Annotated in this window: 16 protein-coding genes; 15 read left to right on the top strand and 1 reads right to left on the bottom strand. The window is 46.4% G+C overall.

From position 1 onward, the window contains the following. Positions 1–23: 23 nt before the first annotated feature. The 15 genes from ICV89_RS08705 (at position 24) to ccmI (ending at position 12,868) form a co-directional block, all read left to right on the top strand. Positions 24–1,550, top strand: a complete 1,527-nt coding sequence (locus tag ICV89_RS08705; protein WP_215308237.1) for a cryptochrome/photolyase family protein — start codon at positions 24–26, stop codon at positions 1,548–1,550. Between the two features lie 88 nt (positions 1,551–1,638). Further along, positions 1,639–2,091, top strand: coding sequence for a DUF2452 domain-containing protein (locus tag ICV89_RS08700; protein ID WP_215308235.1), 453 nt, complete (start codon positions 1,639–1,641; stop codon positions 2,089–2,091). A gap of 28 nt (positions 2,092–2,119) precedes the next feature. Then, complete coding sequence (locus ICV89_RS08695; protein ID WP_215308233.1) at positions 2,120–3,100, top strand: quinone oxidoreductase; 981 nt, start codon at positions 2,120–2,122, stop codon at positions 3,098–3,100. Positions 3,101–3,274: 174 nt separating this feature from the next. After that, positions 3,275–4,132 (top strand): metal-dependent hydrolase, encoded by an 858-nt coding sequence (locus tag ICV89_RS08690; RefSeq protein WP_215308231.1) that lies wholly within the window; start codon positions 3,275–3,277, stop codon positions 4,130–4,132. A 31-nt stretch (positions 4,133–4,163) separates the two neighbouring features. Next, the gene (locus tag ICV89_RS08685) at positions 4,164–4,898 is read left to right on the top strand and encodes a transporter substrate-binding domain-containing protein (RefSeq protein WP_215308229.1); all 735 of its coding nucleotides are present in this window, start codon (positions 4,164–4,166) and stop codon (positions 4,896–4,898) included. A gap of 19 nt (positions 4,899–4,917) precedes the next feature. Further along, a complete protein-coding gene (locus ICV89_RS08680; RefSeq protein WP_215308226.1) occupies positions 4,918–5,889 on the top strand; it encodes a tripartite tricarboxylate transporter substrate binding protein in 972 nt (323 codons plus the stop codon). 166 nt (positions 5,890–6,055) lie between these two features. Continuing rightward, positions 6,056–6,703: a cytochrome c biogenesis heme-transporting ATPase CcmA gene (gene ccmA, locus ICV89_RS08675; RefSeq protein ID WP_215308223.1), complete on the top strand. Its 648-nt coding sequence runs from the start codon at positions 6,056–6,058 to the stop codon at positions 6,701–6,703. Then, the gene (gene ccmB / locus ICV89_RS08670) at positions 6,700–7,365 is read left to right on the top strand and encodes a heme exporter protein CcmB (protein WP_215308221.1); all 666 of its coding nucleotides are present in this window, start codon (positions 6,700–6,702) and stop codon (positions 7,363–7,365) included. The genes ccmA and ccmB overlap by 4 nt, the downstream gene beginning before the upstream one ends. Next, the gene (gene ccmC, locus ICV89_RS08665; RefSeq protein ID WP_215308219.1) at positions 7,362–8,132 is read left to right on the top strand and encodes a heme ABC transporter permease CcmC; all 771 of its coding nucleotides are present in this window, start codon (positions 7,362–7,364) and stop codon (positions 8,130–8,132) included. The genes ccmB and ccmC overlap by 4 nt, the downstream gene beginning before the upstream one ends. Continuing rightward, positions 8,132–8,320: a heme exporter protein CcmD gene (gene ccmD / locus ICV89_RS08660; protein ID WP_215308218.1), complete on the top strand. Its 189-nt coding sequence runs from the start codon at positions 8,132–8,134 to the stop codon at positions 8,318–8,320. The genes ccmC and ccmD overlap by 1 nt, the downstream gene beginning before the upstream one ends. Next, on the top strand, positions 8,317–8,748 hold the full coding sequence (ccmE, locus tag ICV89_RS08655) for a cytochrome c maturation protein CcmE (RefSeq protein ID WP_215308216.1): 432 nt from the start codon (positions 8,317–8,319) through the stop codon (positions 8,746–8,748). Before ccmD ends, ccmE begins: the two co-directional genes overlap by 4 nt. Continuing rightward, positions 8,748–10,667 carry a heme lyase CcmF/NrfE family subunit gene (locus ICV89_RS08650; RefSeq protein WP_215308214.1) on the top strand — a complete coding sequence of 640 codons (1,920 nt, stop codon included), beginning with the start codon at positions 8,748–8,750 and terminating at the stop codon, positions 10,665–10,667. The genes ccmE and ICV89_RS08650 overlap by 1 nt, the downstream gene beginning before the upstream one ends. Further along, positions 10,664–11,188: a DsbE family thiol:disulfide interchange protein gene (locus tag ICV89_RS08645; RefSeq protein WP_215308212.1), complete on the top strand. Its 525-nt coding sequence runs from the start codon at positions 10,664–10,666 to the stop codon at positions 11,186–11,188. The genes ICV89_RS08650 and ICV89_RS08645 overlap by 4 nt, the downstream gene beginning before the upstream one ends. Then, complete coding sequence (locus ICV89_RS08640; RefSeq protein ID WP_215308210.1) at positions 11,188–11,685, top strand: cytochrome c-type biogenesis protein; 498 nt, start codon at positions 11,188–11,190, stop codon at positions 11,683–11,685. The genes ICV89_RS08645 and ICV89_RS08640 overlap by 1 nt, the downstream gene beginning before the upstream one ends. Further along, positions 11,678–12,868 (top strand): c-type cytochrome biogenesis protein CcmI, encoded by a 1,191-nt coding sequence (gene ccmI / locus ICV89_RS08635; RefSeq protein WP_215308208.1) that lies wholly within the window; start codon positions 11,678–11,680, stop codon positions 12,866–12,868. Before ICV89_RS08640 ends, ccmI begins: the two co-directional genes overlap by 8 nt. On the opposite strand, the gene ICV89_RS08630 is transcribed toward ccmI, so the two are convergent. Continuing rightward, entirely contained in the window at positions 12,869–13,630 is a 762-nt protein-coding gene (locus ICV89_RS08630; protein WP_215308207.1) for an SDR family oxidoreductase, read from the bottom strand. Between the last annotated feature and the right edge of the window lie 11 nt (positions 13,631–13,641).

Here is a 13,641-nt window from a genome sequence, read left to right as displayed (position 1 = left end):
ATGCTACGGCAAGGAATGCCGGCTTGAAAAAGCTCATACTAATCCTAGGCGATCAATTAGATATCAATAGTGCTGCCTTAAAGGATATCAACCCTAAGTCGGATGAAGTGCTGATGGTGGAGTCTGCCAATGAAGCGCAACATGTTTGGTCTCACAAAGCGCGGATTGCTTTATTTTTATCAGCAATGCGTCATTTTGCTGAGCATCTAAAAGATTTGGGTTTTACTCTCACCTATATCCAACATTCGCCCAAGACCATTGTTGAAGAGCTCAGTAAAAAGATTGGTAGCGGGAAATTTACGCATCTAGTTTGTGTGGAGCCTGGGGAATGGCGTCTAAAGCAATCGATTGAGGCTTTGGCCTTGGGGCTCAACATTGTTTTAGAGATGCGGCAAGACACTCATTTTTATTGCACTCATACAGAATTCAAGGAATGGGTTGCCAATAAAAAAGAGTTGCGACTGGAATACTTTTATAGACTCATGCGTAAAACCCATGGGATCTTAATTGATCAAGAGGGTAATCCTGAGGGCGGGCAGTGGAACTTCGATCGAGATAATCGCAAACCCTTTCCAAAGAAGGGTCCCGGCTTAATTCCACCTCCAGAATTATTTGCACCTGACGCTATTACCAAAAGAGTTTTTGCTGAAGTAGAGGAGCGCTACCCAGATCATCCTGGATCGCTGGCGCATTTTCAGTGGCCAGTAACCCGTCAACATGCGCTTCAAGCTCTAGCAGGATTTGTTGAGCACCGCTTAGCAACATTTGGTATTTATGAAGATGCGATGTGGACTGATACACCGTTTGGTTGGCACTCGCTGCTGTCGAGTTCGCTGAACTTAAAGTTGCTCAACCCCAGGGAAGTCATTGATGCTGTTTTGGTTGCCTGGAAAAAACACGATTTGGAATTGGCGACTGTAGAGGGGTTTATTCGTCAAATCCTAGGTTGGCGAGAATTTGTGCGAGGCATGTACTACCTTGATATGCCGCAAATGGCTTTAGATAATTTTTATGATCACCAAAATCCATTGCCTGCTTGGTACTGGACTGGCAAAACAAAAATGAAGTGTATGCAAGAGGCGATAGGCCAAACCCTAGAGTATGGTTATGCCCACCATATTCAACGCCTGATGGTGACCGGCAACTTTGCATTGCTTGCAGAAATCTTACCTAAAGACGTTTGTGACTGGTATTTGGCAGTCTATGTTGATGCGATTGAGTGGGTAGAGTTGCCCAATACAGCGGGCATGGCCTTATTTGCGAGTGGTGGCCGTTTTACTAGCAAGCCTTATATTGCCAGTGGCGCCTATATCAAGAGAATGAGCAACTATTGTGGCTCCTGCCAATACAAGCCCGATATTCGGTTTGGGGAGGGTGCTTGCCCAATGACCAACCTCTATTGGAACTTTCTCATTAAGCATCGCGTCCAATTTGAGGCTAGCCCACGTACCCGCCTGATGACTGCGAACTTATCCCGCATCAGCGATACAGATCAGCAGGCAATCGCACTCCATGCCAAAAGCCTTCTAGGGGATTTAAGCTCCTTGTAAGGGGCTCACCATATTTATAGCTGGAAAAAACGCATTTTGTGAATTTGTGTCACACTTTCACTATATAAATCAGTAGGTTAAAAAAGTCATGAGAATCGAAGATACCGATCCAGCACGGCATGCTGGCATTGAATATCCCATGGAAGTGGGTGCGCCCGTATTTGCACCGATTAAGGTCTTAGAGGAAAAAGACAAGGCAGTCAATGTCGCGCGCCAGAATGCAAAGCTTGAATACGATCGCATCATGGAGCAAGCTGAAGTATTAATGAAGCAAGCACGTTCTCTTCAGGCTCGTTTAGATGCTACAGAAATGGTCCATAGTGCCAAATTTAGTTTTAATCCCCTCCATGGAAAAACCTACCATCTCTACTTCGATAGCCGCATTGGCAGCAATGTATTGATTCAAAATGGACCTGATCAGTGGAGTTGTGGCATTCCGGATGCCTGGACTTATTCGATGGCAGTCAAAAAGCTTGGGGATAGCACTTGGGCTATCGTTGAGGAGGATGAGGCTGTCTCATCCTCGCTTGCAGTAAGATAATTTTTTTATAAAAATAATAAGGTGACTTGTGACAACTGCTCGAATTGTTAGTCTTTCAGAACTCGGTAGCGCCGATGTGATTCAATTAATCGATAAAGAGCTTCCAACTCCAGGCAAAGGGGAAGTGCAACTTCGTCAAACCGCGATTGGTTTTAACTTTATTGATGTGTACCAGCGCTCTGGCGTTTACCCCTTGGAACTACCAACAGGTTTAGGCCATGAGGCGGTCGGTGTAGTTGAGGCGCTTGGTGAAGGTGTTACGCGATTCAAGCTAGGCGATCGTGTGACGTACATGAATGCTGGTATCGGTGCTTATGCCAGTGCGCGCAATGTTGCAGTGGATAAGTTGGTTGCAGTGCCAGACAATGTATCCGATGAAATTGCTGCTGCTGTGTTTTTCAAGGCAATGACTGCCCAATACTTAGTTCAAAAAACCTACAAGGTGAAATCTGGGGATGTCGTTTTGGTCCACGCTGCCGCTGGTGGTGTTGGCCAAATCCTATCAGGATGGGCAAAGTCCTTAGGTGCTTTTGTAGTGGGCACAGTAGGATCTGAAGCTAAGTTTGCCGCAGCTAAAGAAGCAGGCTGCGATGCCGTGGTGGACTATTCAAAACCAAATTGGGTTGAAGAGTTTATGAAGGCAACAGGCGGTCGTAAAGCAAATGTAGTTTATGACTCGGTTGCTAAGACTACTTTCTTGGGATCACTCGATTGTGCTGCACCATTTGGCACGGTGGCTTTATTTGGTGCCGCCTCTGGACCTGCTCCAGAGATTCAACCTGAGATTCTAAATAAGAAGGGTTGCCTTTTCCTAACCAGACCTTCTGTATTCCCGCACAACGCAACACCGGAATTACTTCAAGAAAATGCTCGTGCAGTATTTGATGCGATTGCACAAGGTCGCGTGAAGGTACAGATCGGCGCGAAGTTCAAGCTCGAGCAAGCTGCTGATGCTCATAAAGCTGCAGAAGGTAGAAAAGTTTCAGGTGCGATCGTAATTACGCCGTAAACAAATATTGAATTATGAGAGCCCCGCTTCGGCGGGGTTTTTTTATTGACATTCCGTAGCAATGGTTAGTTTTTTTGGAGAAATACAATCTCTATAAATTGATGCAGCGCGATATAAAAGCCAAGTTCCGCTTTCTCCGCTATAGTTTGAGAAGATAAAAACTCGGAGGCAGTGATGCGTAGATATATTGTGTTGGACACTTTTTTAATGGGAATGGCTGCTGCATTCTTAATGGGTTCCTCATTACTTGCCCAAGCTCAAGCGCCTAGCAAATCTAGTGCGCAGCCTGCAACAGAGGTTCTGTGGTTAGGTCAGGCTGGATTTCGCATCAAAAGTCCTAGCGGCAAGGCGATCTTGATCGATCCATGGATTACTGGCGGTCCGAAAGCTCCCGCTATTTATAAGAATGATCTGTCTGCTATTGGCCCGATAGATTTGTTATTGGTAACACATGCTCACGTCGACCACATTGGCGATGCACCTGCGCTTGCAAAAATGAATAACACTAAGTTATATGGACCTGCAGATATGGTGACCCCATTAATTACTCTGGGAATATTGCCTGCCGATCTTGGTCATCGCTTCAATAAAACTGGTCGTGTTACACCATTGCCTGGTATCAAGGTTACGGCTGTGCAGGCTGAGCACTCCTCTTTACTAGTATGGAAGAATCCGGCAACTGAAAAGATGGAGTCTCATGCGGCAGGTGAAGCGATGGGCTACATCATTGAACTTGAGAATGGCTTCAAAATTTGGCACATGGGCGATACAGGACTTTTTGGCGATATGAAATTTATTGGCGAGCACTACAAGCCAGATTTGGTAATGATCCCTATTGGTGGTAATTTCACTATGGCGCCGGACGATGCTGCCTTCGCTTTGCGAACCTGGGTAAAGCCAAAAATGGTGATACCAATGCACTACAACTCCAATCCATTGGCGAAGGGAACCTTGGCTGAATTCCAAGGGGCCATGAAGGGCAGCACAATTAAGATTATTCCCATGACTGAGGGGCAGACAGTTCAGTTCTAATTAATGGAACACACTGTTCAATAGGAATTTTATGGACTCTATTTCGCCTGAAGTCAGAATGCAACTCGCGCCTAATGGCGTTCTATCTGCTGCGGTGTATTTAGGCAACTTCTTATTGGTTACGGGTCGATCATCTTCTGGAGAGCCCACTGGTATCTCACCAGATATCTGCCGCGCTATTGCAAAGCGTTTAGGTGTGGAGTTAAGTTTGATAGGTTTTAATACGCAAGATGAGGTTGTCGATGCCGTCGTCAGTGGAAGATGTGGCATCTCCTTATTGGGCTCCGATCCTGCTCGTGCTCAGAAGCTTACTTTTACTCCTGCCTATGTTGAGCTTGAGGCTAGTTACCTGGTTCCCGCCAACTCCCCCATAAATGAGTTGTCTCAGGTGGATCAGCCAGGGGTGAGGATTGCATCTTTTTACAAAAGTGCTTATGACTTATGGCTACAGCGTAATCTCAAACATGCCAGCCTAGTCCATGCTGATAGTGTGCAAGCGAGTAATGAGCTATTCGTCAGCGAGAAATTAGATGTTTTGGCAGGCTTAAAAACTGGCCTAGTGGCTGCTTCTCAAAATATTCCTGGCGCCAGAATTCTAGATGGGCAATTTACTGGAATACAGCAGGCGATTGCCACACAAAAAACACACCTAGAGTCGATTGAATTTTTGAATGCTTGTGTAGAAGAATTTATTAGATCTGGCTTGGTTGCTGATCTCATTAGTCAATATCAGGTGCAAGGCCTTTCAGTTGCAGCGCTCCCTTAAATATCCTCAGAAAAATAATATGCAAAAGTTACTCCTGACTCTCATTTTGGGCTCAAGCTTCTTTACTCATCATGCTGCGATGGCTCAAGTGGCCACTTACCCAAATCATCAAATTAAAATCATCTCCCCATTTGCTACCGGTGGTATCGCTGATGGTTTTTCACGAATCATTGCTCAGGGATTAAGCGAGGCTTATGGTCAGCCAGTGGTAGTGGAAAACAAAACGGGTGGCGGAGGTAATATTGGGGCTGATTTCGTGGCCAAATCTCCGGCAGATGGCTACACCTTAATTATGGGCAGTATTGGTACGCATGCAGTAAACCCCTACTTGGTGAAGAGCATGCCCTATGATCCATTTAAGGATTTTGTACCGGTAGCTTTTGTGCTTGATGCTGAAGGTTTGTTAGCTGTTAATCCTAGCGTCCCAGTAAAAAATGTCAGTGAGCTCATTAGCTACATCAAGGCTAATCCAGGAAAAGTATCCTATGGGTCGGGTGGTATTGGTACCGCTAGTCATTTGGCAGGAGAACTTTTTGTTCTCACCGCAAAGGTTGATATGACACATATCCCTTACAAGGGAAATGCATTAGCAATTACTGATTTAATTGGTGGCCAAACTCAATTAATGTTTGCCACGATGCCTACAATTCTGCCTTATGTAAAGAGCGATAAATTGCGTGGCTTGGCGGTAACAGGTGCCACTAGAGATCCTTCTATGCCGGATCTGCCGAGTATTAGTGAGACGCTGCCTGGATTCGATGTCAAAAATTGGATTGGCTTATTTGCTCCTGCCGGCACTCCGCCTGCCATTGTGAAGAAGCTCAATGTGGAAGTGGGAAAAATTATGGAACAGCCTGCAGTTCAGAAAAAGTTAGAGTCAGAGGGGGCGAAGTATTACGCCATGTCACCCGAGGCTTTTGGGTCATTTCAGAAGAAAGAATCAGTCCGCTGGGGCAAGATCATTAAAAGTGCCGGGATTAAGCCTGAATAGCATCATGATTCAAGTGAGAGGTGCCTCCCCCCTCACTCCGCATATAATTGTCTAAGCGCTTGAATTAAAACAAATTTATTCTTTAAATACTGTTTTAGGTAGTTTGACAGCCCCCAGTGGGTCTTGGACAATGCCTGAGGTGGTTTGATTCAAGCCATTACCTCCGATGACAACGACCAATTCTTCCTTCCCAGCATCTGCAACCGCAGCCCTCGAGGCTCGGAAAATCACTTGCGTGCGCGGTGATAGAGCGCTGTTTTCAGGTCTGGATTTACAGTTATTTGCTGGGCAGTGCCTCCATATTCGTGGCGAGAATGGCGTTGGTAAAACAAGCCTCTTGCGCTTACTCACTGGCTTGGCTTCTCCTGAGTCTGGCGAGGTGTATTGGTGTGGCCATGCTATTCAAAAACAAGCCTCGGAATATCGCAGCAAACTTTTGTTTTTAGGTCATCGCGATGCACTAAAAGAAGACCTCAGTGCTATTGAGAATTTGCGCATGTATGCAGCTATCGATGGTATTGCGCTTTCCGAGCAAGATGCTTTTGCTAGCTTACGACGATTTGGCCTGAAGGGGCGCGAAGACCTGCCTATTCATTGTTTATCGGCGGGGCAGAAAAAACGAGTTTTGATGGCGCGCATGCTAACGCGACGAGCGCAAGTATGGATTTTGGATGAGCCCTTTAATGCCTTAGACACCCATGCCGTCGGGGAGTTGCAAGATTTGATCGTCGAGCATCTTCAGGGCAATGGTTTAGTGGTGCTGACTAGTCATCAGCCTTTGACTATTTCTGGTCTGCGAGTACTGGATCTATGAACGCTTTTACCGCTATCGTCCATCGCGATCTATTGTTGGTAATGCGTCGCAAGAGCGAGGTTCTCACTGCATTGTTTTTCTTTGTCATTGTGACAAGTTTATTCCCGCTGGGAATTGGTGCTGATACTGCCTTATTGAGAAAGATTGCTCCTGGTGTGATTTGGGTTGCGGCCTTACTCTCGACCTTACTTGGTTTGCAGCGGATGTTTGCAGCTGATTACGCAGACGGCACCCTAGAGCAACTGGTCTTGTCCCCGAATTCATTTACCGCCTTAGTATTTGGCAAGATCGTTGCCCATTGGCTGGTGTGTGGGCTACCCTTGGTTTTGTTAGCACCGGTGATCGGCATTCAGTTTGACTTAGATACCCAGTCTTTAAAGGTGCTGATGGCAGCCTTATTACTCGGAACACCTGTTTTATCATTGCTAGGCTCGGTTGGGGCGGCCCTCACGCTTGGGGTAAGGGGTGGCAGCGTATTGATGAGCCTCCTGATCTTGCCGCTCTATATTCCTGTACTAATCTTTGGGGCGGGCGCCGTATACGCCAGCAGTGTCGGGCTGGATATCACGGGGCATTTTTCACTGTTGGGCGCTTTATTGATTTTGGCATTAGCATTTGTACCTTGGGTCAGTGCAAGCGCTGTAAAGATTGCTATCGAATGAGTAATGTAAATAATTTATCTTCTAGTCACGTAATGAGCTGGTTCAAATTTTCGAGTCCGAGTGCCTTTTATCCACTAGCCGGAAAAATGATTCCTTGGTTCTGGGCCCTCACCGTTATTTTTGGATCTGCCGGCTTGTGGGTAAGTTTCTTTGTGGCACCGGTAGATGCAGTGCAAGGTCAGGGTTACCGCATTATTTTTGTTCATGTACCGGTCTCTTGGATGTCAATGTTTATCTATGTGGTGATGGCTACATGGGCCGGATTAGGCCTGATATTGAATACTCGCCTATCGGCCATGATGGCTCAGGCCTTGGCCCCGATCGGTGCCTGGATGGCTTTCTTATCTCTGTGGACTGGTGCATTTTGGGGCAAACCTATGTGGGGTGCTTGGTGGGTATGGGACGCCCGCCTAACCTCAGAATTAATCCTACTCTTTTTGTATCTTGGTTTTATCGCTTTGCAGGCCTCTATTGATAATGTCCGCCGTGCCGATAAAGCCGGCGCGATCTTGGCCTTAGTTGGTGTGGTGAATGTACCTATTATTTATTTTTCAGTGAAATGGTGGAATACCTTGCATCAAGGCGCCTCCGTTTCGCTAACCAAAGCACCAGCCATGGCTCAGACTATGCTTTGGGGTATGTTGTTGATGGCTTTATGCTTATGGATGTACTCAATTGCAGTAGGGTTAATGCGTGTGCGCACCATCATTTTGGAGCGTGAGGCTCATACTGATTGGGTTAGACAATTAAATGAGGTGAAGCATTAATGTGGAATAGTTCGGCTGAATTCTTTGCCATGGGTGGCTATGCCCTATATGTATGGTGTAGCTTTGGCGCCTGTGCCGTGGTGTTCTTATTAGAGCCCCTCACTGTTCGTGCACGCCATCAGGCAATCATACGTAGATTGCAACGTGAAGTTTTGGCTGAACAGTTTGATCAACAGGGTGGCAAGTGAAACCAAGACATAAGCGAGCTGCCATTATTGTTGGCGCACTGATTGCCATTTGCATCGCGGCAGTATTAATTTTGAATGCCCTCAATAGTAATATTGCCCTCTATGTCACCCCGAGTGAAGTAGCTGCTGGTAAGTCACCGGCTGGTCAAGTCTTTCGTATTGGCGGCATGGTCAAGGATGGATCAGTTAAGCGAGATGGTTTAACAGTGAACTTTGTGATTACCGATATGGTGAAAGATATTCCGGTGGCATACACTGGCATTCTTCCGGATTTATTTAAAGAGGGTAAGGGCGCCGTGATTCAAGGCCGCCTTGATCCAAGCGGACAATTTGTTGCGAGTGAAGTATTAGCTAAGCATGATGAAAACTATATGCCTCCAGAGGCAAAGCATGCTCTAGAGCAGGCTCAAAAAAATGGAAATAAATAATGATTCCTGAATTTGGGCATTACGCACTAATACTAGCCTTATGTATCGCCATCATTCAAGGGACACTTCCATTGGTCGGTGCACATCAAAGTCGCCGTGAATGGATTTTGTTAGCAAGACCAGCGGCGCAAACTGTTTTTCTATTGCTCGGTATTGCATTTGTGATTTTGGCCTGGAGCTTTTACTCAAATGATTTTTCTGTTCTTTATGTAGCAGAGCATTCAAATTCACAAATGCCCGTCATTTACCGCTTGGGTGCGGTATGGGGTGGTCATGAAGGCTCTCTTTTACTCTGGGTTTTCTTACTATCAACCTGGACTTTTTTAGTAGCTCAGCTTTCGAAGGCGCTAGATGAATTTATGGTGGCGCGTGTGATTGGTGTATTAGGTTTGGTGACTACTGGCCTACTATTGTTCGTGATCGCTACCTCCAATCCTTTTGAGAGACTGCTACCAGCTGCTCAGGATGGACGATCTCTTAATCCACTTCTGCAAGATCCAGGCTTGGTGTTTCATCCTCCAATGTTGTACATGGGATATGTTGGCTTCTCAGTAGCATTTGCATTTGCGATTGCATCTTTGTTATCAGGGCGTTTGGATGCTGCTTGGGCGCGTTGGTCGCGTCCATGGACAACAGCTGCTTGGGTATTTCTTACGCTCGGTATTGCACTGGGTTCTTGGTGGGCTTATTACGAATTAGGTTGGGGTGGCTGGTGGTTCTGGGATCCTGTGGAGAATGCATCATTCATCCCTTGGCTAGTTGGCACTGCTTTGCTCCACTCGCTTGCAGTCACTGAGAAGCGCGGCGGTTTTAAGAGTTGGACAGTGTTGTTAGCGATTACCGCTTTCTCACTATCGCTTTTGGGAACCTTCTTAGTTCGGTCTGGAGTGCTGACTTCAGTGCATGCATTTGCTACTGACCCTACACGCGGCGTCTTTATCTTGATTTTCTTGGTGCTGGTGGTGGGTTCCTCCTTGGCACTTTACGCTTGGCGTGCTCCCAAGAGTACCCTTGGTGGTAAGTTCAGCTTAACATCACGTGAGACCTTCATCTTGCTTGGCAACGTTTTCTTGGTGGTGTCTGCTGCATCAGTACTCTTGGGCACTCTTTACCCTTTACTGATTGATGCTCTTCATTTAGGGAAGATCTCAGTAGGGCCTCCATATTTCAATAGCGTTTTCGTGCCCATCATGATCCCCTTGTTAGTGCTGATGGGAATTGGACCCTGGACAAGCTGGAAGAACTCGAATCTCTTGGATGTCATCAAGCGCTTATGGATTGCAGCCCTGGTTGCAGTGATTGCGGCGGCTTTAATTCCATTTGCCATGGGTCAATTTACTTGGCTCAGCAGTCTTGGTTTCTTATTGGCTTTCTGGGTGATTTCATCTGGCGTACTACAAATTATTCGCCAAGCGAAAGCAGGTAAACCAACGCGTTCATTTATTGGTATGCAGGTAGCGCATTTAGGGATAGCAGTCTTTACGATTGGCGTCACTATGGTGGGCGCCTATCAAGAGGAAAAAGATGTGCGTATGCTCGCCGGTGAAAGCGTAGGTGTCGGTGGCTATGATATTCAGTTGCAGGGTGTTAGCCCTGTTCCTGGCCCGAACTATAAAGCGATGCAAGGTACTTTCTTATTAACTCGCAATGGGAAGCTAGAGGCAACGATGTACCCAGAAAAGCGCAGTTATTTTTCATCAACGATGCCCATGACCGAAGCAGCAATTGATGCAGGACTCACTCGGGATATCTATGTTTCATTGGGTGAAGAGTTAGAGGACAAAGCATGGGCGGTCCGAGTTTATTACAAGCCTTTTGTTGATTGGATTTGGGGTGGTTGTGTATTGATGGCTCTAGGTGGTTTGCTGGCTATGTCCGATAAGCGCTATCGCATGAAGTTGAAGAAGGCGGCGGCATGAAAGCCAAGTTTTTAATTCCACTGATTTTATTTGTCATTTTGGTTGGATTTTTAGCGGTAGGCTTAAATCGTGACCCACAGGAAATACCCTCGCCACTGATTGGTAAGCAGGCGCCTGCCTTTGAATTGCCTCAGCTAGCAGATCCTCAAAAAACCTTTTCACCAGAGAGTATGAAAGGCAAGCCTTGGATTTTGAATGTCTGGGCTTCTTGGTGTGTTGCTTGCCGTGAGGAGCACCCCGTTCTGGTTGAGCTGGGTAAATTGCAAGTGGCACCAATTATTGGATTGGATTACAAAGATAAACGTGACGACGCAATGGCCATGCTTGCTCGTCAAGGTAATCCGTATCTATTATCAGCTTTTGATGCCAATGGCCGAGTAGGCATTGATTATGGTGTCTATGGCGTTCCAGAGACCTACGTAATTGACAAAGCTGGCGTTATTCGGTTTAAACATATTGGACCGATCACGATGGAATTACTTCGTAAGAAGATCATTCCTTTATTAGATGAGCTCAAATAATGTTGAGAAAGACGCTTCAATCCCTCTTGCTCACTTTTACCGTGTTGTGTTCTATCGGTGCAACCGCTAAGGATGCAGTCCCGTTAGCTGATGACCCGGTCACCGAGCAGCGTCTGATTGTGATTTCAGAAGAAATGCGCTGCTTAGTTTGTCAGAATGAATCCCTTGCCGGCTCACGCTCTGATTTAGCAAATGACTTACGCCGAGAAATTCGTATTCTGATCAATGAGGGTAAGACGGATGAGCAAATTCGGAATTTTATGGTGGAGCGTTATGGCGACTTCGTTTTATATCGCCCGCCTGTAAAGCCGATCACCTGGCTCCTATGGATAGGCCCTTTTGTCATCTTGCTCGCCGGAATTATTGGTTTAATGGTGTATCTGCGTCGTAGAAATCAGGTTGTGCCTAGTACCACGCTATCTGATGCGGATAATCGTCGTATTGATGCACTACTTCAGGATGCTAAGTCCCGTTCAATAGAAAATACACATGACTAGTTTTGTAATATCCGCTCTTCTTTTGTTGATCCTGGTCCTGGTACTGCTCTTGCGCCCATTATTTTTTCCCGCAAAAGAATCCGCAACCTCACGTCGTCAGATGAATGCAGCCATCTATCGGGAAGAGCTTGATAAGCTCGAGGCTGATCGTTTGGCTGGTACTGTGGATAGCTATAGCTATGAGCAGACTCATGCAGAAATGCGTCAGCGGCTTTTTCAGGATACGGATGAAGCGGATGATTTCGCGGTACTAGGCTCTCCTAAGAAAACCATCATAGGAATTTGTCTTTTTGTAGTAATACTTTCAGCGGGTTTCTATTTCTACCTTGGTGATGCTGCTCAGATTGCCCAGAAGAGCACTGAGAGGCCGATGACTCAAGAGTCGGTTGAAAAGATGGTTGACGAGTTTGCCGCTAAGATGGATAAAGAGCCTGACAATCTCAAGGGTTGGGCTATGCTAGCTCGCTCCTATCGGATTTTGGGTCGTAATACTGAGGCTGCAAATGCCTATGCTCGTGCAGGCTCTTTTATTGATTCGGACCCGCAATTATTGGCTGACTATGCTGATGTATTGGCGGCTAATGCAAATGGTAATTTTGCTGGTAAGCCACAGCAACTCATTAATAAGGCGCTAGCCCAGGACCCGAATAATTTGTTAGCTCTTTGGCTTTCTGGAACTGCCGCTTTTAATGTGCAGAACTATAAAGCTGCAGTGCAGTCCTGGGAGAAGTTAGCAAAGCAATTGCCCGGTGAGTCTGATGAGGCGCGCGCGATCGCTGCTTCTATTGCGGAGGCACGTAGCAAGGGTGGCCTTGCGTCAGCTAGCGCGCCAGCAATCAGTAATCAAGGCGTAAGCGGGCAGGTAGATATTGCACCAGAACTGAAGTCTAAAATTAAAGCAGGTGATGTATTGATGGTGATCGCCCGTAAGCCTGGTGAGCGTATGCCAGTCGCCGTTCTCAAAACTCCGGTTACTGCATTCCCAATCAGCTTTATTTTGAATGATGCTTTGGCAATGAGTCCCAATGCATTGATTTCTCAAATACCTGAAGTATCAGTTGAGGTGCGCATTTCAAAAACAGGAATGGCAATGCCAGAAGCCGGTGATTTGATATCTACACCGCAAACGATCAAGGTGGGCACGACTAATGCTCGTCTTATCATCGGACAGATTAGGCCTTAATTAGCCCCGACCAACAAATGGCATATTGCTTGCCATGATGGTCATCGAGAGAATATTGCTTTCTAAAGGCAGTTGAGCCATCTGCAGAACGGCTTGCCCAACATGATCTACATCCATGAGTGGCTCAACCTTTTTTGAGCCATCTGGCTGCAAAATGCCAGCAGCCATAGGGATTGTCATTTCAGTGCCGGCATTACCTATATCGATCTGACCGCAGGTAATATTAAATGGACGACCATCCAATGCAATCGATTTAGTTAATCCAGTCATAGCATGTTTAGTGGCGGTATATGGAGCAGACATCGGGCGGGGCGCATGTGCAGAGATCGAGCCATTATTAATAATTCGGCCACCTTGCGGAGACTGAGTCTTCATCATGCGGATGGCCTCTTGCGAGCAAAGGAAAGCTCCGCAGAGATTAGTATTGACGACATTCATCCACTGTTCGTAACTCAGATCTTCCATCGGGATTGCAGGCGCTCCCATGCCGGCATTATTAAAGAGCACGTCTATGCGGCCAAACTGTTTTTGGATTGCTGAAAATAACTTCTTTACTTGTTCTGGTTTGCCAACATCACAGCTCACTGCGAGGCAGTTTTGGCTATTCCCACCAATATCGTGAATGGCTAAATTGAGCTTCTCCAGATTTCTACCGGTTAGAACGACTCTAAATCCACCTTGCAACAGTGCTTTTGCTGAAGCTTTTCCGATACCCGTTCCGGCCCCTGTGACCAGGGCTACTTTGTTGGCAGCTGAATTCATTATTGTCCTAA

It is taken from the genome of Polynucleobacter sp. Adler-ghost (genome assembly GCF_018688495.1).
In the GTDB taxonomy this organism is placed as follows: Bacteria; Pseudomonadota; Gammaproteobacteria; order Burkholderiales; family Burkholderiaceae; genus Polynucleobacter.
The sequence above is the reverse complement of the archived record's forward strand: the minus strand, read 5'-3'. Positions and strand labels throughout refer to the sequence as shown.